A 22,064-nucleotide genomic window follows, 5' to 3' on the forward strand; every position below is an offset into this window, starting at 1 on the left:
CCCGTTGGTGGCGGGCGCGGGGGCTTCTTGCTCAGGCGTCGGCGATCAGGTGGTCGAACTCGCCGGCCTTGGCGCCTTGGAGGAACTTGGCGAACTTGAGGCGGGTGGTGCGGACGACGATGTCCGCGTCGTCGGACTCGCGTACTTCGACCAAACCGTCGACGGAACGCACCTCGACGCAGTTGTCGCTTGAGGCCGAGTAGCTGGACTTCTGCCACGCGGAGCTAGACATACTTGCCTGCCATTTCATCCTTGATCGACTGCATGAGGTCACGCGACTTCTCCTCGGAGAGCGCTGTGGAGTCCATCATGGCAAGGAGGGCGCGGAACCTTGTGAGGTGGGCTGGGCTGTCGAAGAGCTGGCCACCATGGCCTGTGTCCATCTGTGCCGCGTCCAGGTCCGTTATCGGCCCATCGGCGTAGGTGAAGTTCTCGCACGGGCTCGGGACAGCGCCGGCAGCGAACGGTACGACTCGGACCGAGATGCTGGGCTGCTCCGAGTCGGCGATGAGTGCGCCGATCTGCTCGATGTTGACCTTCGGATCGCTGAACTGCATGCGCAGGGCTGCCTCGTGGATGAAGGCAGAATACGGCGTCGCTCCAGATCGGATGATGCGCTGTCGCTGCATGCGGAAGGCCGTCTTGAGATCGACCTCGTGACGCCGCGGTGGCGGGTAGGCCTGAGCGAACAACGCAGCCGTGTAGGCGCCGGTCTGGAGCAGGCCAGGCACGAAGGTGGTTCCGTAGACCGAGAGCCGGCGGGCGTGGCCCTCCAGTTCGGCGATGTCAAGGAAGTCCGTTGCCAGGGTTTCTCGGTACTCCTCCCACCACCCTGGCTTGCCTCGCTCGGTGATGATGTCGGCGAGCGCGTCGATCAGCGGCTGGTTGGAACACATGCATGTTGTGGCAATCGTGTGCAACCGCTCCACGCTGATTCCGATCTTCCCCGCCTCCATCTGCGTCACCTGGGCCGGATTCATGCCGACCGCTCGGCCGAGCTGGCTGCCGCCGAGGCCGACCTGCTCTCGCATCCTCCGCAGTTCTGTTCCCAGCCTGCGCTGACGAAGTGTGGGGTTCGTGCGAGCCATGGTTCCTTCCGGGGCGAGGGTGGTTCCAGTCTGCCGCGCTGGCCTGACCTGGGTCCATCTGAAGCTGCCAGCCACGATCGAGGGAATATTTGGATTCCATGGAAATTTTGTCATGGATCTGAGTTATCGTCGTTCACGGCTCGATCCGACGGATCGTCAGTAATGCCTGCATCCATGGCAGTAGGCGCCTGCTGCCCACGCGCCGCAGAGCAGTCGCACCACGGCCTGGCTCACGGTGACGACCGTCATCACCTCTTCCCACACCACAGCCTCACGGAGGTTCCCGTGTGTACCCGTAACACCCCCTCGCTCACCCTCTCCCGCCAGGCCTTGCGGGACGCCATGACCCGCAGCGGCGGGTGGGACGGCGACGCCATCTTCAACGCCGAGCTCGCCCTGATGGAGCTCGTCGTCAACGCCTGGCGGCACGGCGACACCCCCGCGCCCGTCGTCTGGTTCTCCGTCCTCGGCCGTACCCTCCGGGTCACCGTCTCCGACGAGAGCGACGCCCTCCCTCAGCAGCGAACCCCCGCCGACTCCGCCGAGTCCGGCCGGGGCCTCCAGCTCGTCGCCGGGCTCACCCACCGCTGGGGCGTCGACCCGCAGAAGCGCGGCAAGAGCATCTGGTACGAGCTGGACTCCCTCGCGTGACCCGCGGCCCCATCCTGCCGGAGGACCCCCGGATGCGCGACTACACAAAGCCCCAACTCATCGCCCTACTGGGCGAGTTGCACCGGCGCGGCCTGCCGCGCGGGCTCCTCTGGGGGTCCGCCTCGCCGGGCGAGACCACCATCGACGGCCGCATCCTGATCGACTTCGGGAATGCGCCGGTGAGCACTCTGCTCAACCTCCTCCACCTGCTCCGCGACCTGGACGATGACGACGAGGAGTGGCACCGGTGACGTTCTTCGTCGGTGCGATCCTCGTAGCCCTGCTCGCCATTGCCACCGTCGCCCTCGGCGCCATCGCGACCCTCGACATCCCCCGCCCCGAGGACCGCGACGACCAACGCTGAACCACGCGAAGGCCTCGCCCACCCCGGGCGAGGCCTCGCAGGCGCCCGTGCGTCCTGCGCGGTTGTGTGACGTTCCCAAGTATCAATCCAGGTAAGCCAAGGCACCCGCTACCAGCGAACGCGCCGCTGCGCCCCGCACTGCCCCCTGCGAGAGTCGGTCAAAGGCGCGGGCATACAGGTCGACCTGGCTGGGCTGTGTGAGTGTCGAAGCAGCGTCCAGGGTGTCCGCGTGGACCCTGGTGTTATCGAAGATCGTGAACGTAGGCATGGGCCACACGGTCCGTTGGCCTGCGAATGGGATGATACCCACGGCGACGTTGGAAAGATCCATGACTCCGAGAAGGTGGCCGAGTTGCGCCGCCATGGTCTCCGCGCTGCACACGCGGTACCGCAAGACGGACTCCTCCAGTACGAAGGAGAACCGTCGAGTGGCATTGCTCAGCACTGCGTTGCGCTTCATGCGGGCGGCTACGGCATCGCTCACGTCGTTCGGGGTCCCCCGGAAGTCCGCGATGGACGACAGCAGGGCGGCGGCGTATCTGGGCGTCTGAAGGAATCCCGGGATCACGTCGGAGACATAGGCCCGGAACACCTTGGTCTGCTGGTACAGGTCCCCGGTGGACTCCTGTAGGCGGCGTAGCCCGCTCCGCTGGAGTCGCCTCCACTGCACATGTGCGTCGGCGGACTGCCGGTTGGCGGCGATCAAGTCCAGGACTTGATCGTCGGCGTCGCAACCTTGACACCACGCCCTGATGTCGGCGTCGGAGGGAGGTGTCTTGGCGTTCTCGATCCGGGATGACTTCGATTCCGACCAGCCGCACCTGACGGCCAACTCCCGCCCGCTGATCCCTGCGTCCTTCCGAATCTCGCTCAGCCGACTGGCAAGGGCTTCGCGAGCCTTCTGAACGCTCTCGGAGGGGTGCGCGGGCATGGAGCTGGCTTTCGTCAGATTTCGTACAGGTGGTGCGGGATCGCGCGCTCCCAGACTGCTTCGAACGCAGTGGCGCACAGCTTCACGGTTTCCGAGTCTGCCCTGATCTCGTCCTCGACCACCGCGCCGTCGCCGGAGAAGTGGTGCACCCGAAGCAGCGCACCATCGAACAGCCAGAAATCGTTCCCCGGCAGGGGGATGTTCGTGGCCCGTCGCCGTGGTAGCCAGCGGACATCCTCACCCGCCGTGACATTGGCGTGGGTGACGTAGTGCTCCCACCGGATGTACTCGGAAACGGGCTCGGACACGATGCGAGCTCGACGGATGACCACACCCCGAGCCACGGTGTCCGTGATCAACTGGTCGTAGGGATGCCACCAGGACTCGTGATCCTCCCAGTTGATCCGCTCGCCGCGCTGCCATGCCTCGAATCGCTCCGTCGGGGCGTATGAGTCCCGCAGCTCCAGATGGACGGCGGATCGCTGGCACCGTTCAAGCAGTTCAGCGAAGTTGGGCACGCTCGATGGCATCACATGCCTCCCTGATCATGGGCACCATCCGGGCCGGAAGCCTGACAATGGACTCATTGTCGGGCACCGATCCGTTCGCGGGGCTGCTCCCCTCGCATTCCGCCTGAGTCTTGGGGCGCGGGTTCCACCCCTGGAAGAGGATCTCCTGAGCCTCCGGGTCCACCCACACGGTCGGGCAGTGGTCCCGATCGGTGTTGGGGTCGATGCCAACGAACTCTACGGCCATGGCCGGCTCCCTGGTCTAGGCGCTTGCTCGGGCTTGCACAAGCTTGTCTGAGCAGCGGATGTGCAGTCAACATGGCTGTCTGGACGAGTAATTGGTGTGCAAGCTCATGCAAGTTCGTAGAGATGGATGCCTCGCCCTCCGTAGCCTCGCCAGTATCGGTGAGCAGGCGGCGGGGGGACCTACGGCGAGTCCACCGGATCACGGCTTGCATGCTCACTGAATGCGACGTGAAGCCCGCCCTGCCGAGTGCCAGTTCGCCCCGTCCGACGGCCCACCCGCTCACGCAGCTGATGCGGGTCACCGACCTCCACAAGTTCCTCCCCTCCCGGGGAGGTTGCTCCATCCATCCAGTGAAGGGAGATCGCAATGTCCGTGATCACCAGCGACGCCGAGAGCACCGAGGCGACCGAGGTCGTGACGCTTGACGAGAGCGCCGCGGACGCCATCCGGGGCAACGTCCGGGCGTTCCTGGGCGAGGACAACACCTCGATGATGGGCGGCTGGACCAACTGACGGTCGGTCTGAGCGTCTGAAGTATTCGCGCGCCCGGCCCCACCTCAATTGGGGCCGGGCGCGTGGTTCCCAAGCATTCCAGCAAAGGAGTGTACGTCCATGCGATTCCTCAACATCCACCACGCCCGTGAGACGATCGGCCGACTCGTGAGCGCGGTCAACGAGCAGCCCCCGCCGACCGCAGCGGCCCTCCCGGCTGCATACCGGAGCGTTGTCTCCGCCCTCCGCCCTCTGCCGGTCGAGGGCGAGGGCATCACGCTGTCCTTCGAGGACAGCGAGTGGGGCAGCTACCTGATTGAGAACAGGACCTTCGAGAACATCTTCGAGGGCTTGGAGAGCACTTCGGCCGACCTGAGGGAGCGGTGGAAGCGCGATCTCTCCTCAGCGCTCCTGCACACCAGGGGCCTCGTCCCTGACCTCGGGGCGCTCGTGGATCTGGTGGTCACCGACGTCGTGATGTTCAGCTCGACCAACAAGGGCGGCGGCACCGGTTCGACGCTTCCGGGCCTGGTCAGCATGAGCCCCGGGGACGAGTGGCGGCCCCACGACTACGCCGAGTCCCTGGTACACGAAACCGTACACCTGAACGTCTTCCTGGCGGACATGGTGTACCGCCTCTACACGAGGCCGGCCAAGGAACTGGGGGCCGACGAGCACCGGGTCGTGTCCGCGGTGAAGTTCGGGCAGATGCGCCCGCTCGACAAGGCGTTCCACAGCGCGGTGGTGGCGCCGCCCCTCATGCTCATGCAGCACCTGAGGGGTGAGACCGAGTTGGTGGACAAGTTCCGTCACTCGATCCGCGAGTGCACGGACGGCCTGCTCGGCAAACTGGACCTGTTCACGCCGTACGGCCAGGGGATGGTGCGCGAGCTCGCGGCCTTCGCCGAGACGATCGACTTCGACCTCGTCATCCGGTCGATCTCGGGCCAGGAGTTCGCGCACTACGAGCTGCCTGTCGCCGCTTAGGGCTCGAACAGGATGCCGGCCTCCCTGGCGAGACTCAGGGCCAGCTCCATGGATCCTGGGCCTCGCACAGTGGCGCCCTTGAGGTGTGCGGCGCCTCCGACGTCGACCAGCGTGCAGTTGTCGAAGCTGACACCGGACTGAATGGCGACGTTGGCGAACTGTGCTCCGGTGAGGTCGCACTTCTCAAACCGGATGTCGCGGAGTTCGGCGAACTGGAAGTCGGCACGGGAGAGATTGCAGTCCCTGAAGACCACCGTCTTGAACTTCGCGTAGCGGAACAGCGTGCTGTCCGTCCGGGTTCCCTCGACAAGCACATCGCGGAAGTTGCCGTTGCTCCAGGACGACCCGGTGAGCCGGCAGCCGATCACCGTGCTGCGAAGGATGGATACGTCCTGCGTTCGCACCGTGGCGAAGTCACAGGTCTCGAAGGTGATGTGAGCAAGCACCGACCGGACCAGGTGCATCCCGGTGAATCGGACGTTCTCAAAGGCGCATTGCTCGACTTCGACCGCTTCGCCTGCGCGACCGGAAAGGCTCAGTCCGCTGTATCGCCTGCCTTTGATCGTGGCGTCGTCCTCAAAGTCGTGGTCGGGCAACTCTGCAGGTCGCAACGCCGCCTGAAACCGGGGGGCCAGGGGATTCTTCAGACGAGGAATTGCCTGATTCATGAAGTGCACCTCATCGCATTCGTCGGAGCGAAGGAGGAGAACGCTAGCACTCAACTGTCCCATCAAAAAAGGCAGTTGAAACTACGGGAGGGTTGATTCCCGTGTGGGCCGAGTTGCTCTGCGAGGCCGTGATCATTAGTCCAGGACGGGAATAGTGCCCGAACCGTGTGGACAGGCCACGTTCCCCTTCCCTACGGTTTCGCCCAGGCGGTCCAACCAAGGCCGAGCTGAAGGGGGTTGGCCATGGCTCACCAGCGGCTCACTGGCGCCGGCGCCGGCGACTGCAAGGACGGAGACTGCCCGAACGTCTACCTCACGGACCGGGGCACTCTCGTCTTCCAGGGGGACCCGTACGCAGAGCTGGCGGTACCGCCACACGAAGGCGCCGTGGAACTGCCCGAGCACGCCGTAAAGGAGGCCATCCGTGCTCTTGGATGGTGAGGACTGGCAGAGGGTTCTACACGGCTTCTCGCGGTCGGCGTTCCGGCTTGAGACCCTGCCCGCGTACAAGGTCGCGGGAGAGGCCGAAGAGATCGAGGAATTCCTGAACGGGTATCGGATCGACCCCGATACCTACACGTCCGGCTGGGCTGACAGGCTCAGGGCGCATGCCGCAGCCGGTCGCACGGTTCAGCGCGTGCACATCGTTACCCGGCCGCTGAGCGACTATCTGCGGTACGAGTTCATGTACTACGCGCCGCATGCCAAGGCCGGCGAGGACATCCGCATTCTCGACCTGACCGACAGGTCGAACCCAGGCCTTCCGGACCAGGACTTCTGGGCCTTCGATGACTCAACTGTGGTCCTGATGAACTACGAGCCCAACGGGACGCAGATCAACCGCGTGCTTGTCGAGGGTGAGGTCGAGAAGTACCGGGAATGGCGGCGGATCGCCGTGGCCGAGTCCGTGCCGTTCATGGACTACGTGAAAGAACACGGGTGGCAATAGACCCCGGGCTCATCATCGCGGCGATGATCAGCGGCGATTTGTTCGGTCTTTCGAGCTGGCTCGACCAGCGGCACGGTCCCGAGGCTTTCCGTCGCACCTTCCGCTCACCGGCCTACTCGGGGTCCGATCCCGATGAGTGGACGACGACGGCGAGTCGTGCGTGACCGTTCGCGAGGTGCCCGTTGCTGAAGGCCCTGGCCACGGACAGGTCGGCCCGGTTGCCTGGCGCAGGAAGTCGGCTGGGCCGACTTCCTGCGCGTTCAGGCGCTTCTGCGCGGCGACCGGATCATTCCACGCCCAACGACCGCCGCAGGAAGTGCAGTTCGTGGTGCAGCAGGTTCTCCACCACCGCCTCGTCCGTCGGCCGGTGGCCGGTGGCGCGCAGCGGGAGGACCTCGTGCGGGCGGCCGGCGGCGAGCAGGGCGGCGGACAGCCGTAGGGTGTGGGCCGGGTGGACGTTGTCGTCGGCGAGCCCCTGGATCAGCAGCAGCGGGCGGCTGAGCTTCGGCGCCTCGGCGATCAGCGAGCCGCTGTCGTAGTGCTCGGGGTGCTCGTCGGGGTGGCCGAGGAAGCGCTCCTGCCAGTGGGTGTCGTAGAACCGCCAGTCGGTGGGGGCGGCCCCGGCGCTGGCGGCGTGGAAGACGTCCGGGCGGCGCAGTACGGCGAGGGCGGCGAGGTAGCCGCCGTAGGACCAGCCGCGGATGCCGACCCGGTCGAGGTCGAGCAGCCCGGGCCGCAGCCGGTCGGCCGCCCGCAGGCCGTGGACCTGGTCCGCCAGCGGGAGCGTGGCCTTGTCCCCGTAGACGGCCTTCTCCCAGCGCGGCCCGCGTCCGGGGGTGCCGCGGCCGTCCACGACCAGCACCGCGAAGCGCTGGTCGGCGAACCACTGCGAGACCTGGTCCCACCAGAGTCCGCCGGTGGTGACCTTCTGCAGGGCGGGCCCGCCGTACGGGTCGAGCAGGACGGGCAGCGGGCCGTCGCCGGGGCAGTGGCCGGCGGGCAGGAAGAGCGCGGCGCGCAGTTCGCGCGGGCCGAGCCGGAGCAGTTCGGGTGCCGCGGTGCGGACCGGCGGCTCGGCGCGGGAGGCGAGCGGGAGCGCCGGGCGGCCCTCGCGCAGGACGGTGGAGCGGCCGCCGGGGTGGCCCGGGGAGCGGGTGGTGAGCACCAGCGTGCCGCCGCGCCGCACCCCGGTGTGCAGGCCGGGGCCGCTGCTCAGCCGTCGGGGGCCGGTGTCGGGACCGTACGTCCACAGGTGGGTCTCGGTGGGCTCGTCGGAGGCGGTGAACAGCACCTGCTCGCCGTCGGTGCCGAGCACGGCGCGCAACTGGAGCCCGGGCGGGGTGACCGGCTCGCCGTCGACGGTCAGGTGCCGGGTGTCGCCCAGGTCGGCGGTGTCCACCAGGGCGCCGCCCGCGGTGCGGGACGGCAGGCCGGGGAGCAGTTCGATCCAGTGCGCGTCCCGCCGTTCGTCCAGCACCCGGGTGGCGCCGTCCGGTCCGATCGCCAGGGTGCGGACGGTGCGCTGGTCGCGGCTCTGCACGGCGGCGTACGGGCCGTGGGCGTCCCAGCCGGCGGCGGTGAGGTACTCGAAGGCGGTGCGGTCCCAGCGGACCTCGGTGTCCGTGTCGTCGAGGCCGAGCAGTCGCAGCGAGACCTCGGCGTTGGCGGTGCCGGCCAGCGGGTAGCGGACGGCGAGCGGTGGGTGGTGCGGGTCGGAGGGGTCGGCGAGGAAGAGGCGGGTGAGCGGGCGGTCGTCGACCCGGGTGGCCAGCAGCGCGGTGCCGTCGGGGGACCACCAGTGGCCGCGGTCGCGGTACATCTCCGCGGCGGCGACGTACTCGGCGAGCCCGTAGGCGACGTCCTCGGCCTCGGGTTCGGCGAGCGGGCGGTCGTCCGTGCCGTCGGCGCCGACGACCCGCAGGGCGCCGCCGAGGACGTAGGCGATCCGGCGGCCGGTCGGGTCGAGCCTGGGGTCCCGCGGCGGGCCGGGGACGGGGACGGCGCGGACGGTGCCGTCGGCGGTGTCGGCCAGCCACAGGGCGCCGGCCAGGGCGAAGGCGGCGAGCGTCCCGGCGGCGTCGGTGCTGTACGCGGCGATGCCCTCGTCGGCGCCGAGGGCGGCCGGGTCGGCGACCAGCCGTTCCGCGCCGGTGGCGGTGTCCAGGGCCCAGAGGCAGGCGAGTGGGTCGGTGCCGGTCCGGCCGCGCAGGAAGAGCACGGTGGTGCCGTCCGGCGAGGGCTCCGGCTGGACGGGGACGCCGAGGGTGAACCGCCGGGTGCGGGCCAGCTGACGGGGTAAGGAGGGGGTCGTCATGCCGGGCACCATAGGCACGGCCGCCGGGGCCCTGTCGAGCGTCCGATGTCCGAGCACCCGACCCGAGCGTCCGACGTCCGAGCACCCGACGCCCGAGCACCCGACGCCCGAGGACCCGATGCCCGAGCACCCGACGCCCGGGCGGCCGGGCCGGAAATGACGACCGGGGCCGCCGCGGATCTCAGGAATCCACGGCGGCCCCGGAGTCGTGAGCCGGAGGCGGGTCGGTCAGTGCACGTCGCCCATGAGGGCCTGGACCCGCTTGCGGTACCCGAAGATGGCGAGTCCGGCGAGGACCGCGAGCGACGCCTGCATCGCGATGATGCCCGTGCCGTCGAGGCTGATGCCGGCCAGCGAGAGCAGGCTGGTGGTGCAGTCACCGGCGGTGACGGCGAGGAACCAGACGCCCATCATCTGGGAGGCGTACTTCTGCGGCGCCATCTTGGTGGTGACCGAGAGGCCGACCGGGGAGAGGCACAGCTCGCCGATGGTCTGGATCAGGTAGATCGAGACCAGCCACAGCGGCGAGACCATGGTGCCGTTGTCCGCCATGGTCATCGGGACGATGAAGATGAAGAACGAGGCGCCGACCAGGAGCAGGCCGATCGAGAACTTCACGATCGTGTTCGGCTCCTTGTCGCGGCGGGAGAGCCACAGCCACAGCCAGGCGAACACCGGCGCGAGCGCCATCACGAACAGCGGGTTCAGCGACTGGTACCAGGTGGCCGAGAAGCCGAAGCCGAACAGGTTGTCCGCGGTCTTCTTGTCCGCGAACAGGGAGAGGGTCGAACCGCCCTGGTCGTAGATCATCCAGAAGATGGCGGCCGCGGCGAAGAACCAGATGTAGGCGGACATCTTGGACTGCTCGCCGGCGCTCAGGCTCTTGTCGCGCTTGATCCGGATCAGCACGGTGATCGGGATGAGCAGACCGGCCAGGGTCAGCGGGACGAGGGCCCAGTTCAGCGTGTAGACGCCCATCGCGATGATGGCGGCGTAGAACACGGCCGCACCGACGACCGTGAGGCCGGCCTTCACCAGCAGGCTGTTGCGCTCCGCGGGCTGCAGCGGGTTGGGGACCTTGCTGCTCGTGGGGCTCAGGTGGCGGCTGCCCAGCAGGAACTGCACCAGGCCGACGGCCATGCCGACGGCGGCCAGCCCGAAGCCCAGGTGCCAGTTGTACTCCTTGCCGATCGTCCCGATGACGAACGGGGCGACGAAGGCACCGAGGTTGATGCTCATGTAGAAGACCGTGAAGCCACCGTCGCGGCGCGGGTCCTCGGGGCCGTTGTAGAGCTGGCCGACCATCGTGGAGATGTTGGCCTTCAGCAGCCCGGAGCCGAGCGCGACCATGAGCAGGCCGAGGAAGAACGCGGCCTGGCCGGGGATCGCCAGCGCGATGTGGCCGGACATGATCACGAACCCGGCGATGGCGACCGTCTTGCGGGCGCCCCAGACCCGGTCACCGAACCAGCCGCCGGGGTAGGCCATGAGGTAGACCATCGAGACGTAGACGGAGTAGATCGCCGTCGCCGTCGTCGCCGTCATGGCGAGGCCGCCGCCCTGGCTGCCCACGGCGGCGTCGGCGCCACCGGAGACCAGGTAGTAGATCAGCAGGGCGCGCATGCCGTAGTAGGAGAAGCGCTCCCACATCTCGGTCATGAACAGGGTGGCGAGACCTCGGGGGTGACCGAGGAAGGTCTTGCCGCTGGGAGATGCCGACGTCTTGTCGGCGTCCAGGGTCTTCGACGCCATGAGTAGTTGTTCCTTGCCTGACAGCGTCCGCCTAGGGGGGTGGCGGCGGACGTGGACGAAACCACTCTACGTGGCGACATTTGGCTTTATCAGATGACAAAAGCCTTGAATCAGATGTGGGAATGGCCATGTTGGCAACAGATCTTCCCGATCTATCGATGGTAGATGGGCGTGTCTTCCTTCGGATTCAAGATGCAGGCGAGGATTCTTCGCTGAACGGCCGGTCCGCCCTGGCGTGTTGGGCGTGATCAAGGACTTGTATAACGATCACGCTCTGTGAACTACCTCACAGGGCGTACGGCCTTACCCGGGCGGACTACCATCACCACATGACCTGTGTGCTGCTCGCCGAGGACGATCCGGCGATCTCCGAACCGCTCGCCCGGGCCCTGCGACGCGAGGGCTATGAGGTGCTCGTCCGCGAGGACGGTCCGACCGCACTGTCCGCCGGCCTCACCGAGGAGGTCGACCTCGTCGTCCTGGACCTCGGCCTGCCCGAGATGGACGGCCTGGAGGTCTGCCGTCGCCTGCGCGCCGACGGCAAGAGCTGCCCCGTCCTGGTGCTCACCGCCCGCGCCGACGAGGTGGACACCGTGGTCGGCCTGGACGCCGGCGCCGACGACTACGTCACCAAGCCCTTCCGCCTGGCCGAACTGCTCGCCCGCGTCCGGGCCCTGCTCCGCCGCGGCAACGTCGACCAGCTCACCACCGGCGCGCACGGGGTGAAGATCGACATCGAGTCCCACCGAGCCTGGCTCGGCGACGAGGAACTCACCCTCTCTGCCAAGGAGTTCGAGCTCCTGCGGGTCCTGGTCCGGGACGCCGGCCGGGTGGTCACCCGCGAGGAGATCATGCGGCAGGTCTGGGACACCACCTGGTGGACCTCCACCAAGACCCTGGACATGCACATCTCCTGGCTCCGCAAGAAGCTCGGCGACGACGCGGCCAACCCGCGCTACATCGCCACCGTGCGCGGAGTCGGGTTCCGGTTCGAGAAGAATTAGCGCCTGACGACATCGGGCCCCCAGGCGGGCCCTCGGCCCGCGGCAGCGGAACACCTCGGGGAGCGGCAGCGTGAAACGCCGGATGATCAACTCGCTGCTGGGCGTCGTCCTGGTGGTGGTCGTGGTGTTCTGCGTGCCGATCGCCCTGGTCGAGAAGCGGACCATCGTCAACTCGGCCCAGGACCGGGTGGACGCGGCCGCCGTCCGGGTGCTCGCCCTGGTCGAGAGCCGGCTCGCCGCGGGGGAGCCGGTCACCGGGCGGGCCTTCGAGAGCCAGGTCACCGAGGGCAGCTACGTCGAGGTGCAGGTGCCCGGTCAGCCGGTGGTCTCCGCGGGCGAGCGCCCGGCCGGGAACCACCTGCTGAAGGCCGTCGAGCGCGGCAACAGCGGCGAGACCGTCACCGTCGAGCAGTCCCGCGAGGACGTCGACCACGAGATCGCCAACAACCTGCTGCTGCTCGGCGTGGTCGCCCTGCTGGCCGTCCAGGCCGCGGTGGCGCTCGCCGTCTGGCAGGCCAAGCGGCTCGCCCGGCCGCTCACCGACCTCGCCGAGACCGCCGAGCGGCTCGGCTCCGGCGACCCGCGCCCGCGCGACCGCCGCTACGGGGTTCCCGAACTCGACCGGGTCGCCGAGGTGCTGGACACCAGCGCCGAGCGGATCGCCCGGATGCTCACCGCCGAGCGCCGGCTCGCCGCCGACGCCTCGCACCAGCTGCGCACCCCGCTCACCGCGCTCTCCATGCGGCTGGAGGAGATCACCGCCCTCGCCGAGGAGCCGGAGACGGTCAAGGAGGAGGCGACCATCGCCCTCCAGCAGGTCGAGCGGCTCACCGACGTGGTCCAGCGGCTGCTCACCACCCAGCGCGACCCGCGCAGCCCCACCGCCGTCGCCTTCGACCTCGACGAGGTGATCAAGCAGCAGGTGGAGGAGTGGGGCCCCACGCTGCGGGAACAGAGCCGGGTGCTCTCCCTGGAGGGGCTGCACGGGGTCACCGCGGTCGGCACCCCGGGGACGGTGGCCCAGGTGCTGGCCACCCTGATCGAGAACTCGCTGATGCACGGCGCCGGGACGATCACCCTGCGGGTACGGCCGTCCGGCACCTCGGTGGTGGTCGAGGTCCAGGACCAGGGCGCGGGAGTGCCGCCGGACCTCGGCAACCGGGTGTTCGAGCGCGCGGTCAGCGGGCGCAACTCCACCGGCATCGGGCTGGCCGTCGCCCGCGACCTCGCGGAGGCGGACGGCGGGCGGCTCGAACTGCTCTCGCTGAAGCCGCCGGTGTTCGCGCTCTTCCTCGGGCGCAGCCACGAGGACTGACGACGAGGACTGACGACGAGGACTGACGACGAGGGCCGGCGGGGAGGGGAGGGGCGGCTACTGGGCCGGCTACTCGGCCTGGGCGTAGCGGATCCGCTCGGCGGCCAGCATCAGCTCGGCCTGGGCGGCCAGCTCCCGGCCGTCGGCGGTGACCTCCTGCTCGGTCTCCGGCAGTGCCTTGAAGACCCACGTCCGGTAGGAGAAGAACCGGAAGGTGGTGCCGGCGATCAGACCGATCACGTTCTTGGCGATCAGCTGGCTGGTGGGCGAGTGGTAGCCGAGCACGTGCACGGAGAAGGCGTTGATGCCGTTCTCGATCAGCATGCCGATGCCGCTGAAGATCAGGAAGAGGGTGATCTCGCGCTTGCGCGAGGCCGCGTCCCGGTCGCGGTAGAGCCAGTAGCGGTAGCCGAGGTAGTTGGTGCCGATCGCCACGCTGGTGGCGATGTAGCCCGAGAAGGAGTTGATCGGACCGGTCGTCTTGAGGCAGACCCAGAAGACCCCGGCGTTGACGATCACGCCGGTCACGCCGACTATGGCGAACTTCACCACCTCACCCCTGAGCCCACGCAGTTTCTGCATGAGCGAGGGGTTCGAAGCTGCGGTCGTCGCCATACCGGGTGGCCTCCATGTACCTGCGGGGAAAAGCGGTGTCCCACTGGGCCGGGGACACCCCTTGAGCCCTGCGTGCACGCACATGATCCGACCGCGCGGACGAGGACCTGGCCGTTCAGGCTACCCGCTTCCATCGAACGGCTCAGCCGTCCGGGGTGGGGGTTGACATCTACGCGCGTCCGCTCCGGAGGCCCCACCGGCGGCTCCACCGCCCCCGACCGGCCCGGATATCCTGGGCCGCGTGACTTCCCCGGGCAATGTGAATTTTCCAGTGGTGGGCATGATCGGTGGCGGGCAGCTGGCCCGCATGGCACACCAGGCGGGCATCCCGCTCGGGGTCAGGTTCAAACTCCTCGCCGACACGCCCCAGGACTCCGCCGCGCAGGTGGTCTCCGACGTCGTCCTCGGTGACTACCGCAACCTCGACACCCTGCGCGCCTTCGCCGCCGGCTGCGACGTGATCACCTTCGACCACGAGCACGTCCCCACCGAGCACCTACGGGCCCTGGAGGCCGACGGCATCGCCGTCCGCCCCGGCCCGGACGCGCTGGTCAACGCCCAGGACAAGGGCGTGATGCGGGCCAAGCTGGACTCCATCGACGTGCCCTGCCCCCGGCACCGCATCGTCGCCGACCCGGCCGACGTCACCGCCTTCGCGAACGAGGGCTCCGGCTACCCCGTCGTCCTGAAGACCGTCCGCGGCGGCTACGACGGCAAGGGCGTCTGGGTCGTCGACGACGAGGAGCAGGCGCAGGCCCCGTTCCTGGCCGGCGTCGCGGTGCTGGCCGAGGAGAAGGTCGACTTCGTCCGCGAGCTGGCCGCCAACGTGGTCCGCTCGCCCAGCGGCCAGGCCGTCGCCTACCCGGTGGTGGAGAGCGTCCAGGAGAACGGCGTCTGCGCCGAGGTCACCGCCCCCGCGCCGGACCTCGACCCGGCCCTGTCCGACGAGGCCCAGCAGCTCGCCCTGCGGATCGCCGGCGACCTCGGCATCGTCGGCCACCTCGCCGTCGAGCTGTTCCAGACCCGGGACGGCCGCATCCTGGTCAACGAGCTGGCCATGCGCCCGCACAACTCCGGGCACTGGACCCAGGACGGCGCCGTCACCTCGCAGTTCGAGAACCACCTGCGGGCCGTCCTCGACCTCCCGCTCGGCGACCCCCGCCCGCGCGCCAGGTGGACCGTCATGGTCAACGTCCTCGGCGGCGACTACCCCGACATGTACCACCCCTTCCTGCACTGCATGGCCCGCGACCCCGGGCTGCGGATCCACATGTACGGGAAGGACGTGAAGCCCGGCCGCAAGGTCGGCCACGTCAACGTCTTCGGGGACGACCTCGAAGACGTCCGCGAGCGCGCCCGCCACGCGGCCGCCTACCTGCGAGGAACGATCACCGAATGACCTCTCCGCTCATTGGCATCGTGATGGGCTCGGACTCCGACTGGCCGGTCATGGAGGCCGCCGCCCAGGCGCTCGACGAGTTCGAGGTCCCCTACGAGGTGGACGTCGTCTCCGCCCACCGGATGCCCCGCGAGATGGTCGCGTACGGCGAGCGGGCCCACGAGCGCGGACTGAAGGCGATCATCGCCGGCGCCGGCGGCGCGGCCCACCTGCCGGGCATGCTCGCCTCCGTCACCCCGCTGCCGGTCATCGGCGTGCCGGTGCCGCTGCGCTACCTGGACGGCATGGACAGCCTGCTGTCGATCGTCCAGATGCCGGCCGGCGTTCCGGTGGCGACCGTCTCGGTGGCCGGCGCGCGCAACGCCGGCCTGCTCGCGGTGCGGATGCTCGCCGCCTTCGACCCCGAGCTCACCGAGAAGATGACCGACTTCCAGGCCGAGCTGAACAACCAGGCCACCGAGAAGGGCGCCAAGCTGCGCGCCAAGGTGGCCGGTTCCTCCTCCTTCGGATTCGGCAAGTAATCCCGCTGGTGGGGGTGGGGTAGAACAGCCCGTATGACTTCTCGGACGGACTCCTCCCCCACCCCGCTCGACCGCGCCCGTGCCCTGCTGCGCACCGCCCCCGTGGTGGACGGCCACAACGACCTCCCCTGGGCGATGCGCGAGCAGGCAGGGTACGACCTCGGCGCGCTCGACCTCGCCGCCGACCAGAGCGACCGCCTGCACACCGACCTCGCCCGCCTCGCGGAGGGCGGGGTCGGCGCGCAGTTCTGGTCCGTCTACGTCCCCTCCTCGCTGGCCGGCGACCACGCGGTGAGCGCCACCCTGGAGCAGGTCGACTTCGTCCACGCCCTGGTCGAGCGCTACCCGGACCGGCTGCGCCTGGCCCGTACCGCCGCCGACATGGAGGCCGCCCGCGCCGAGGGCCGGATCGCCTCCCTGATGGGCGCCGAGGGCGGCCACTCCATCGACTGCTCGCTGGCCACCCTGCGCGCCCTGTACGAACTGGGCGTGCGGTACCTGACGCTCACCCACAACGACAACGTGCCGTGGGCGGACTCCGCGACCGACAAGCCGGTGGCCGGCGGGCTGACCCGGTTCGGCGAGGAGGTCGTCCGGGAGATGAACCGGCTCGGCATGCTGGTCGACCTCTCGCACGTCTCCGCCGACACCATGCGCGACGCCCTGCGGGTCACCGAGGCGCCCGTCGTCTTCTCGCACTCCTCCTCGCGCGCGGTCTGCGACCACCCGCGCAACATCCCGGACGACGTGCTCGCCCAGCTGCCCGCCAACGGCGGCGTGGCGATGGCGACCTTCGTGCCGAAGTTCATCCTGCCCGCCGCCATCGAGTGGACCCGGGAGGCCGACGAGAACATGCGCGCCCACGGCTTCCACCCGCTGGACACCACCCCGCCGGCCATGGAGCGCCAGCGCGCCTTCGAGGCCGCCAACCCGCGCCCGATCGCCACCCCGGCCACCGTCGCCGACCACCTCGACCACATGCGCGAGGTGGCCGGCATCGACCACATCGGCATCGGCGGCGACTTCGACGGCACCGCCTTCCTGCCCGACGGCCTGGACTCGGTGGCCGGCTACCCCAACCTGGTCGCCGAACTCCTCGACCGCCGCTGGTCGGAGGCCGACCTGGCCAAGCTCACCTGGCACAACGCCGTCCGCGTCCTGCGCGACGCCGAGTCGGTGGCCGCCCGGCTGCGCGCCGAGCGGCGCCCGTCCATCGCCACCATCGCGCGGCTGGACGGCTGAGCCTCAGCCGAGCCGCGGGATCTCGACGGCCGGGCGCCGGTCCGTCACCACGGCCGGTCCGGCGTCCCCGGTCCGCCGGTGCGGATCCCGGTCGGGAATGGCCGGGATCGCGGTGGCGCTGGGGTGAGGTGGGTTCTCGGCTCTCGGCTGCGAGGAGGCAGGGCATGTACGGCGACCCGGAGACGGTTCGGAAGATCCTGACCGAGGCAGGGGACACCTGGGCCGTCGTGGGCCTCTCGTCCAACCGGCGACGAGCGGCCTACGGCGTCGCCGAGGTGCTCCAGCGCTTCGGCAAGCGGATCGTGCCCGTGCACCCGAAGGCCGAGACGGTGCACGGCGAGAAGGGGTACGCGTCCCTGGCGGACATCCCCTTCGAGGTGGACGTGGTGGATGTGTTCGTCCGGTCCGACCTCGCTGGTGAGGTCGCGGACCAGGCGGCTGCGATCGGCGCCAAGGCCGTCTGGTTCCAGCTCGGTGTGACGGACGAAGCCGCGTACGAGCGGACCCGGGCCGCGGGGCTCTCGATGGTGATGGACAAATGCCCCGCCATCGAGATTCCCCGCCTCGGCCGGGCCGGTCGCTTCGGCTAGGGCCAGGGAACGCGGAAGGGCGCTCAGCTCGGGCGGCCCAGGGCGCGGTAGGTCCAGCCGGCGGCGCGCCAGGCGTCGGCGTCCAGGACGTTGCGGCCGTCGAGCAGGCGGCGCTCGGCGACCACGGAGCCGAGGGTGGCCGGATCCAGCTCGCGGAACTCGGACCACTCGGTGAGGTGGAGGACGACGTGGGCGCCCTCGGCGGCCTCCAGGGCGGAGTGGGCGTAGGTGAGGGAAGGGAACATCTTGCGGGCGTTGTCCACGGCCTTCGGGTCGTAGACGGTGACCTGGGCGCCCTGGAGCTGGATCTGGGCGGCCACGTTGAGGGCGGGGGAGTCCCGGATGTCGTCCGAGTTGGGCTTGAAGGCGGCGCCGAGGACGGCGACCCGGCGGCCCAGGAAGCCACCGCCGCACTGCTCGCGGGCCAGCTCCACCATCCGGGAGCGGCGCCGCATGTTGATCGAGTCGACCTCGCGCAGGAAGGTCAGCGCCTGGTCGGCGCCGAGCTCGCCGGCCCGGGCCATGAACGCGCGGATGTCCTTCGGCAGGCAGCCGCCGCCGAAGCCGAGGCCGGAGTTGAGGAACTTGCCGCCGATCCGCTCGTCGTAGGCGAGCGCCTTGCTGAGCTGGGTGACGTCCGCGCCGGCCGCCTCGCAGACCTCGGCCATCGCGTTGATGAAGGAGATCTTGGTGGCCAGGAAGGAGTTGGCGGCCGCCTTGACCAGTTCCGCCGTCGCGAAGTCGGTGACCATGAACGGCACCCCGGCCGCGATCGGCTCCGCGTACACCTCGCGCAGCAGCCGCTCGGCCCGCTCGCTCTGGGCGCCGACCACGATCCGGTCCGGCCGCAGGGTGTCCTGCACGGCGAAGCCCTCGCGCAGGAACTCCGGGTTCCAGGCGAGTTCGGCGCCCTCGCCGACCGGTGCCAGCGCGGCCAGCCGCTCGGCCAGCCGGGCCGCCGAGCCGACCGGGACGGTGGACTTGCCGACCACCAGGGCGGGGCGGGTCAGGTGCGGCGCGAGCTCGTCGATCGCGGTGTCGACGTACGACATGTCGGCCGCGAACTCGCCCTTGCGCTGAGGAGTGTTGACACAGACGAAGTGCACATCGCCGAACTCGGCGGCCTCCTGGGCGGAGGTGGTGAAGCGCAGCCGTCCGGTCGAACCCTCGTGTCCGGCCACGTGCTTGAGCAGCAGTTCGGACAGCCCGGGCTCGTACATCGGGACGCGGCCCGCGGTCAGCATGGCGATCTTGTCCGGGTCGATGTCCAGACCCAGCACCTCGAAGCCGAACTCGGCCATCGCGGCGGCGTGCGTGGCGCCGAGGTAGCCGGTGCCGATCACGGAGATGCGGAGGGTCACGGGTTCTCCTTGCGATGCGGACGCGACCAGTACAGATGCCCTGATGCTATCCGTCCGCGGGGAGCGCACACGGATCACCTGCACGGCTGGGACGCTAGGCAGCCGCAGGCCCGCGCCCTAGGATCTCTACTGAACGGTAGTTAACCGCGGATTCGACTCGCACCGGGCGTCGATCGGACCTCGCTCGGGCGTTGGTCACTGAACGACGAGGCAGGCATCATGGCGGGCAGCGCAGGGGCGGCTGACTTCGATCTCTTCCGGATCTCCGAGGAGCACGAGATGCTCCGTGAGGCGGTGCGTTCGCTGGCCGAGGCGAAGATCGCTCCGTTCGCGGCGGAGGTGGACGAGCAGGGGCGGTTCCCGCAGGAGGCGTTGGACGCGTTGCAGGGCAATGACCTGCACGCGGTGCACGTGCCGGAGGAGTACGGCGGTGCGGGGGCGGACGCGCTGGCGACGGTGATCGTGATCGAGGAGGTGGCGCGGGTGTGTGCGTCGTCCTCGTTGATCCCGGCGGTGAACAAGCTGGGGTCGTTGCCGGTGCAGCTGTCGGGTTCGGAGGAGCTGAAGGCGCGGTACCTGGGGGCGCTGGCGCGTGGTGAGGGGATGTTCTCGTACTGCCTGTCGGAGCCGGAGGCGGGTTCGGACGCGGCGGGGATGAAGACCCGGGCGGTGCGGGACGGGGACTTCTGGGTGCTGAACGGTGTGAAGCGGTGGATCACCAACGCGGGTGTGTCCGAGTTCTACACGGTGATGGCGGTGACGGATCCTTCGATGCGCTCGAAGGGGATCTCGGCGTTCGTGGTGGAGAAGGGCGACGAGGGGGTGTCGTTCGGTGCGCCGGAGAAGAAGCTGGGGATCAAGGGGTCGCCGACGCGTGAGGTGTACTTCGACAATGTGCGGATTCCGGCGGATCGGATGATCGGTGCGGAGGGGACGGGTTTCCAGACGGCGATGCGCACGCTGGACCACACCCGGGTGACGATCGCGGCGCAGGCGGTGGGGATCGCGCAGGGGGCGTTGGACTACGCGAAGGGGTATGTGAAGGAGCGCCGGCAGTTCGGGAAGGCGATCGCGGAGTTCCAGGGTGTGCAGTTCATGCTGGCGGACATGGCGATGAAGCTGGAGGCGGCGCGTCAGATGACGTATGTCGCGGCGGCGAAGTCGCAGCGGGGGGACGCGGATCTGACGTTCTTCGGTGCGGCGGCGAAGTGCTACGCGTCGGACGCGGCGATGGAGATCGCGACGGACGCGGTGCAGTTGCTGGGCGGGTACGGGTACACCCGGGACTACCCGGTGGAGCGGATGATGCGGGACGCGAAGATCACGCAGATCTACGAGGGGACCAACCAGGTCCAGCGGATCGTGATGGCCCGCAACCTCCCGTAACCGTGCCCTGACCTGCTCCGACGGCCCCCGACCGCCCGTCCGCGGTCGGGGGCCGTATGTCGTCCGGCATCGAACCGTCCTGGACGCGGCGCCCGTGCCGGTGTCATAAATGATCGTCAATTCATGGGCAGCACGCGACGATTGCGAGTGATCGACGATCATGGGCAGCACTCCCGAGCAGGACCCCGCCGGCAAGGTCTGGCTGATCACCGGCGCCAACTCCGGCTTCGGCCGGGCGATCGCGAAGGTCGCGCTGGCGGCCGGCGACACCGTCGTGGCGGCCGTCCGGCGCCCCGAGACGCTGGAGGTGGCGGCCACCCGGCACCCCGGCAAGCTGTTCCCGGTCCGGCTGGACGTCACCGACCAGGAGCGGATCCCGGTCGTCGTCGAGGAGACCGTCCGGCGGCACGGCCGGATCGACGTCCTGGTGAACAACGCCGGGCGCGGGCTGATCGGCGCCGTCGAGGAGTCCACCGACCGCGAGCTGCGGGACCTGATGGAGCTGCACTTCTTCGGCCCGGCCGCCCTCACCCGGGCCGTGCTGCCGCACCTGCGGGCCCAGGGCTCGGGCGCGGTGGTGCAGATGAGCAGCATGGGCGGCCGCTTCAGCTTCCCCGGCGTGGGCGCCTACTCGGCCACCAAGTTCGCCCTGGAGGGGCTGTCCGAGGCGCTGGCCAAGGAGGTGGCCGGCTTCGGGGTCAAGGTGCTGATCGTCGAGCCCGGCGCGTTCCGCACCGGCTTCGCGGGCGGCGACGCGCTCGCCCACTCCGCCCCGATCGAGGCGTACGACCCGATCGTCGGCCCGGTCCGCAGCGGGCTGCCGGACTCCGACGGCAAGCAGGCCGGGGATCCGGTGAAGGCCGCCGAGGCGATCCTGACCGCGCTGGCCGCCGAGCGGACCCCGCTGCGGCTCGCGCTCGGCGGCGACGCGGTGGACGGCGTCCTCGGCGCCCTCGACGAGGCGCGGCGGGAGACCGAGGCCTGGGCGGAGGTCGGCCGAGGCACCGACTTCCCGGCCGGGCAGTAGCCCCGGGCCGTAGCCCCGCCCGCCGGGGCGCCCGGAAAACCGCGCGACGGCGGGCGGCCGTGATCCCTAGGCTGCCCGCCATGCCGATCACGCCGCCCGCGCTCAGCCTGGCTCCCATCACCCCGGAGAACATCGACGCCGCCCTCGCGCTGCGGGTCCGCCCCGGCCAGGAGGGCCTGGTGGCGCCGGTGGTGAAGTCGCTGGCGGAGGCGTACGCGTACGGGGAGACGGCCTGGCCCCGGCTGATCCTGGACGGCGGGCGACCGGTCGGCTTCGTGATGGCCTTCTTCGACATCACCTTCTACCCCGACCGCCCCGGCGACCTCCCACGCTCCGGCCTGTGGCGGCTGCTGGTCGACGCCGAGCGGCAGCGCGGCGGCTACGGCCGTTTCGCCGTCGAGCAGGTCTGCGCGGAGATCCGCCGCCGCGGCGGCACCCGGGCGACGGTCACCTACCACCCCGGTCCGGACGGCCCGGCGGAGTTCTACGCCCGCCTCGGCTTCCGGCCGACCGGGGAGACCAGCGGCGACCAGGCCGTCGCCGAGCGGGACCTCCCGCCGCTCGGCTGAGCGGCGCCGCCACGTGGAGGTCGTGGGCGCGCGCCCCGCAGCCGTGCCCGCGCGGTTCGGCCGCAGGCGTACGTGCCGGCCCG

At 69.7% G+C, this 22,064-nt stretch carries 24 protein-coding genes; 14 read left to right on the forward strand and 10 right to left on the reverse strand.

Features of this window, described 5'->3' with window-relative positions:
* Positions 1 to 31: 31 nt before the first annotated feature.
* Both ACZ5OX_RS10800 and ACZ5OX_RS10805 read right to left on the reverse strand, forming a co-directional pair.
* The gene (locus tag ACZ5OX_RS10800) at positions 32 to 232 is read right to left on the reverse strand and encodes a DUF397 domain-containing protein (protein ID WP_465629552.1); all 201 of its coding nucleotides are present in this window, start codon (positions 230 to 232) and stop codon (positions 32 to 34) included.
* Complete coding sequence (locus ACZ5OX_RS10805; RefSeq protein ID WP_465629553.1) at positions 225 to 1,202, reverse strand: helix-turn-helix domain-containing protein; 978 nt, start codon at positions 1,200 to 1,202, stop codon at positions 225 to 227. Before ACZ5OX_RS10805 ends, ACZ5OX_RS10800 begins: the two co-directional genes overlap by 8 nt.
* A 171-nt stretch (positions 1,203 to 1,373) precedes the next feature.
* On the opposite strand from ACZ5OX_RS10805, the gene ACZ5OX_RS10810 reads away from it, so the two are divergent.
* Both ACZ5OX_RS10810 and ACZ5OX_RS10815 read left to right on the forward strand, forming a co-directional pair.
* The gene (locus ACZ5OX_RS10810; RefSeq protein WP_465629554.1) at positions 1,374 to 1,739 is read left to right on the forward strand and encodes an ATP-binding protein; all 366 of its coding nucleotides are present in this window, start codon (positions 1,374 to 1,376) and stop codon (positions 1,737 to 1,739) included.
* A 32-nt stretch (positions 1,740 to 1,771) separates the two neighbouring features.
* A complete protein-coding gene (locus tag ACZ5OX_RS10815) occupies positions 1,772 to 1,990 on the forward strand; it encodes a hypothetical protein (protein WP_465629556.1) in 219 nt (72 codons plus the stop codon).
* A 195-nt stretch (positions 1,991 to 2,185) separates the two neighbouring features.
* Here the strand turns inward: ACZ5OX_RS10815 and ACZ5OX_RS10820 are convergent, their stop codons facing one another.
* Genes ACZ5OX_RS10820 through ACZ5OX_RS10830 form a run of 3 tightly spaced genes read right to left on the reverse strand, consistent with a single transcriptional unit; the run spans position 2,186 to position 3,790 of the window.
* On the reverse strand, positions 2,186 to 3,034 hold the full coding sequence (locus ACZ5OX_RS10820) for a helix-turn-helix domain-containing protein (RefSeq protein ID WP_465629557.1): 849 nt from the start codon (positions 3,032 to 3,034) through the stop codon (positions 2,186 to 2,188).
* A gap of 14 nt (positions 3,035 to 3,048) precedes the next feature.
* A complete protein-coding gene (locus tag ACZ5OX_RS10825) occupies positions 3,049 to 3,564 on the reverse strand; it encodes a DUF6879 family protein (RefSeq protein WP_465629558.1) in 516 nt (171 codons plus the stop codon).
* Positions 3,536 to 3,790 (reverse strand): hypothetical protein, encoded by a 255-nt coding sequence (locus ACZ5OX_RS10830; protein WP_465629559.1) that lies wholly within the window; start codon positions 3,788 to 3,790, stop codon positions 3,536 to 3,538. Before ACZ5OX_RS10830 ends, ACZ5OX_RS10825 begins: the two co-directional genes overlap by 29 nt.
* 366 nt (positions 3,791 to 4,156) lie before the next feature.
* Between ACZ5OX_RS10830 and ACZ5OX_RS10835 the strand changes: the two genes are divergently transcribed.
* Both ACZ5OX_RS10835 and ACZ5OX_RS10840 read left to right on the forward strand, forming a co-directional pair.
* Complete coding sequence (locus tag ACZ5OX_RS10835; RefSeq protein WP_449788280.1) at positions 4,157 to 4,303, forward strand: hypothetical protein; 147 nt, start codon at positions 4,157 to 4,159, stop codon at positions 4,301 to 4,303.
* Between the two features lie 99 nt (positions 4,304 to 4,402).
* The gene (locus ACZ5OX_RS10840; RefSeq protein WP_465629561.1) at positions 4,403 to 5,269 is read left to right on the forward strand and encodes an aKG-HExxH-type peptide beta-hydroxylase; all 867 of its coding nucleotides are present in this window, start codon (positions 4,403 to 4,405) and stop codon (positions 5,267 to 5,269) included.
* Here ACZ5OX_RS10840 and ACZ5OX_RS10845 read toward each other — a convergent pair.
* Positions 5,266 to 5,937, reverse strand: coding sequence for a pentapeptide repeat-containing protein (locus ACZ5OX_RS10845; protein WP_465629562.1), 672 nt, complete (start codon positions 5,935 to 5,937; stop codon positions 5,266 to 5,268). The genes ACZ5OX_RS10840 and ACZ5OX_RS10845 overlap by 4 nt on opposite strands.
* Before the next feature lie 424 nt (positions 5,938 to 6,361).
* Between ACZ5OX_RS10845 and ACZ5OX_RS10850 the strand changes: the two genes are divergently transcribed.
* Positions 6,362 to 6,886, forward strand: a complete 525-nt coding sequence (locus tag ACZ5OX_RS10850) for a DUF6879 family protein (RefSeq protein ID WP_465629563.1) — start codon at positions 6,362 to 6,364, stop codon at positions 6,884 to 6,886.
* A 286-nt stretch (positions 6,887 to 7,172) separates the two neighbouring features.
* On the opposite strand, the gene ACZ5OX_RS10855 is transcribed toward ACZ5OX_RS10850, so the two are convergent.
* Both ACZ5OX_RS10855 and ACZ5OX_RS10860 read right to left on the reverse strand, forming a co-directional pair.
* Positions 7,173 to 9,200 carry a S9 family peptidase gene (locus tag ACZ5OX_RS10855; RefSeq protein WP_465629565.1) on the reverse strand — a complete coding sequence of 676 codons (2,028 nt, stop codon included), beginning with the start codon at positions 9,198 to 9,200 and terminating at the stop codon, positions 7,173 to 7,175.
* Between the two features lie 228 nt (positions 9,201 to 9,428).
* Positions 9,429 to 10,952, reverse strand: a complete 1,524-nt coding sequence (locus ACZ5OX_RS10860) for a peptide MFS transporter (protein WP_465629566.1) — start codon at positions 10,950 to 10,952, stop codon at positions 9,429 to 9,431.
* A 329-nt stretch (positions 10,953 to 11,281) separates the two neighbouring features.
* On the opposite strand from ACZ5OX_RS10860, the gene ACZ5OX_RS10865 reads away from it, so the two are divergent.
* Both ACZ5OX_RS10865 and ACZ5OX_RS10870 read left to right on the forward strand, forming a co-directional pair.
* A complete protein-coding gene (locus tag ACZ5OX_RS10865; RefSeq protein WP_392867016.1) occupies positions 11,282 to 11,956 on the forward strand; it encodes a response regulator transcription factor in 675 nt (224 codons plus the stop codon).
* 70 nt (positions 11,957 to 12,026) lie between these two features.
* Complete coding sequence (locus tag ACZ5OX_RS10870; RefSeq protein ID WP_449788287.1) at positions 12,027 to 13,271, forward strand: ATP-binding protein; 1,245 nt, start codon at positions 12,027 to 12,029, stop codon at positions 13,269 to 13,271.
* A gap of 69 nt (positions 13,272 to 13,340) precedes the next feature.
* Here ACZ5OX_RS10870 and ACZ5OX_RS10875 read toward each other — a convergent pair whose 3' ends face one another.
* Positions 13,341 to 13,820 carry a GtrA family protein gene (locus ACZ5OX_RS10875; RefSeq protein ID WP_465629567.1) on the reverse strand — a complete coding sequence of 160 codons (480 nt, stop codon included), beginning with the start codon at positions 13,818 to 13,820 and terminating at the stop codon, positions 13,341 to 13,343.
* 325 nt (positions 13,821 to 14,145) lie between these two features.
* On the opposite strand from ACZ5OX_RS10875, the gene ACZ5OX_RS10880 reads away from it, so the two are divergent.
* The 4 genes from ACZ5OX_RS10880 to ACZ5OX_RS10895 all read left to right on the forward strand — a co-directional run bounded on the left by ACZ5OX_RS10880 (position 14,146) and on the right by ACZ5OX_RS10895 (position 17,638).
* The gene (locus tag ACZ5OX_RS10880) at positions 14,146 to 15,285 is read left to right on the forward strand and encodes a 5-(carboxyamino)imidazole ribonucleotide synthase (RefSeq protein WP_465629568.1); all 1,140 of its coding nucleotides are present in this window, start codon (positions 14,146 to 14,148) and stop codon (positions 15,283 to 15,285) included.
* Positions 15,282 to 15,806 (forward strand): 5-(carboxyamino)imidazole ribonucleotide mutase, encoded by a 525-nt coding sequence (gene purE, locus ACZ5OX_RS10885; RefSeq protein ID WP_402410232.1) that lies wholly within the window; start codon positions 15,282 to 15,284, stop codon positions 15,804 to 15,806. The genes ACZ5OX_RS10880 and purE overlap by 4 nt, the downstream gene beginning before the upstream one ends.
* A 33-nt stretch (positions 15,807 to 15,839) precedes the next feature.
* Positions 15,840 to 17,048: a dipeptidase gene (locus tag ACZ5OX_RS10890; protein WP_392914441.1), complete on the forward strand. Its 1,209-nt coding sequence runs from the start codon at positions 15,840 to 15,842 to the stop codon at positions 17,046 to 17,048.
* Between the two features lie 164 nt (positions 17,049 to 17,212).
* Positions 17,213 to 17,638, forward strand: coding sequence for a CoA-binding protein (locus ACZ5OX_RS10895; protein ID WP_465629569.1), 426 nt, complete (start codon positions 17,213 to 17,215; stop codon positions 17,636 to 17,638).
* A gap of 23 nt (positions 17,639 to 17,661) precedes the next feature.
* Here ACZ5OX_RS10895 and ACZ5OX_RS10900 read toward each other — a convergent pair whose 3' ends face one another.
* Positions 17,662 to 18,999 carry a UDP-glucose dehydrogenase family protein gene (locus tag ACZ5OX_RS10900; protein ID WP_449809728.1) on the reverse strand — a complete coding sequence of 446 codons (1,338 nt, stop codon included), beginning with the start codon at positions 18,997 to 18,999 and terminating at the stop codon, positions 17,662 to 17,664.
* Between the two features lie 219 nt (positions 19,000 to 19,218).
* Between ACZ5OX_RS10900 and ACZ5OX_RS10905 the strand changes: the two genes are divergently transcribed.
* The 3 genes from ACZ5OX_RS10905 (at position 19,219) to ACZ5OX_RS10915 (ending at position 21,981) form a co-directional block, all read left to right on the forward strand.
* Complete coding sequence (locus tag ACZ5OX_RS10905; RefSeq protein ID WP_465629570.1) at positions 19,219 to 20,385, forward strand: acyl-CoA dehydrogenase family protein; 1,167 nt, start codon at positions 19,219 to 19,221, stop codon at positions 20,383 to 20,385.
* A 160-nt stretch (positions 20,386 to 20,545) separates the two neighbouring features.
* Entirely contained in the window at positions 20,546 to 21,412 is an 867-nt protein-coding gene (locus ACZ5OX_RS10910; protein WP_465629571.1) for an oxidoreductase, read from the forward strand.
* An 80-nt stretch (positions 21,413 to 21,492) separates the two neighbouring features.
* Positions 21,493 to 21,981 (forward strand): GNAT family N-acetyltransferase, encoded by a 489-nt coding sequence (locus ACZ5OX_RS10915; RefSeq protein WP_465629572.1) that lies wholly within the window; start codon positions 21,493 to 21,495, stop codon positions 21,979 to 21,981.
* Positions 21,982 to 22,064 lie beyond the last annotated feature (83 nt).

Source organism: Kitasatospora sp. NPDC032121 (genome assembly GCF_055580145.1).

Coding starts and splice junctions, on each gene's coding strand:
- ACZ5OX_RS10905 (WP_465629570.1), top strand. CDS start 19,219: ATGGCGGGCAGCGCAGGGGCGGCTGACTTCGATCTCTTCCGGATCTCC.
- ACZ5OX_RS10855 (WP_465629565.1), bottom strand. CDS start 9,200: ATGACGACCCCCTCCTTACCCCGTCAGCTGGCCCGCACCCGGCGGTTC.
- ACZ5OX_RS10890 (WP_392914441.1), top strand. CDS start 15,840: ATGACTTCTCGGACGGACTCCTCCCCCACCCCGCTCGACCGCGCCCGT.
- purE (WP_402410232.1), top strand. CDS start 15,282: ATGACCTCTCCGCTCATTGGCATCGTGATGGGCTCGGACTCCGACTGG.
- ACZ5OX_RS10860 (WP_465629566.1), bottom strand. CDS start 10,952: ATGGCGTCGAAGACCCTGGACGCCGACAAGACGTCGGCATCTCCCAGC.
- ACZ5OX_RS10865 (WP_392867016.1), top strand. CDS start 11,282: ATGACCTGTGTGCTGCTCGCCGAGGACGATCCGGCGATCTCCGAACCG.
- ACZ5OX_RS10840 (WP_465629561.1), top strand. CDS start 4,403: ATGCGATTCCTCAACATCCACCACGCCCGTGAGACGATCGGCCGACTC.
- ACZ5OX_RS10910 (WP_465629571.1), top strand. CDS start 20,546: ATGGGCAGCACTCCCGAGCAGGACCCCGCCGGCAAGGTCTGGCTGATC.
- ACZ5OX_RS10815 (WP_465629556.1), top strand. CDS start 1,772: ATGCGCGACTACACAAAGCCCCAACTCATCGCCCTACTGGGCGAGTTG.
- ACZ5OX_RS10835 (WP_449788280.1), top strand. CDS start 4,157: ATGTCCGTGATCACCAGCGACGCCGAGAGCACCGAGGCGACCGAGGTC.
- ACZ5OX_RS10805 (WP_465629553.1), bottom strand. CDS start 1,202: ATGACAAAATTTCCATGGAATCCAAATATTCCCTCGATCGTGGCTGGC.
- ACZ5OX_RS10830 (WP_465629559.1), bottom strand. CDS start 3,790: ATGGCCGTAGAGTTCGTTGGCATCGACCCCAACACCGATCGGGACCAC.
- ACZ5OX_RS10845 (WP_465629562.1), bottom strand. CDS start 5,937: ATGAATCAGGCAATTCCTCGTCTGAAGAATCCCCTGGCCCCCCGGTTT.
- ACZ5OX_RS10915 (WP_465629572.1), top strand. CDS start 21,493: ATGCCGATCACGCCGCCCGCGCTCAGCCTGGCTCCCATCACCCCGGAG.
- ACZ5OX_RS10825 (WP_465629558.1), bottom strand. CDS start 3,564: ATGCCATCGAGCGTGCCCAACTTCGCTGAACTGCTTGAACGGTGCCAG.
- ACZ5OX_RS10895 (WP_465629569.1), top strand. CDS start 17,213: ATGTACGGCGACCCGGAGACGGTTCGGAAGATCCTGACCGAGGCAGGG.
- ACZ5OX_RS10800 (WP_465629552.1), bottom strand. CDS start 232: ATGTCTAGCTCCGCGTGGCAGAAGTCCAGCTACTCGGCCTCAAGCGAC.
- ACZ5OX_RS10820 (WP_465629557.1), bottom strand. CDS start 3,034: ATGCCCGCGCACCCCTCCGAGAGCGTTCAGAAGGCTCGCGAAGCCCTT.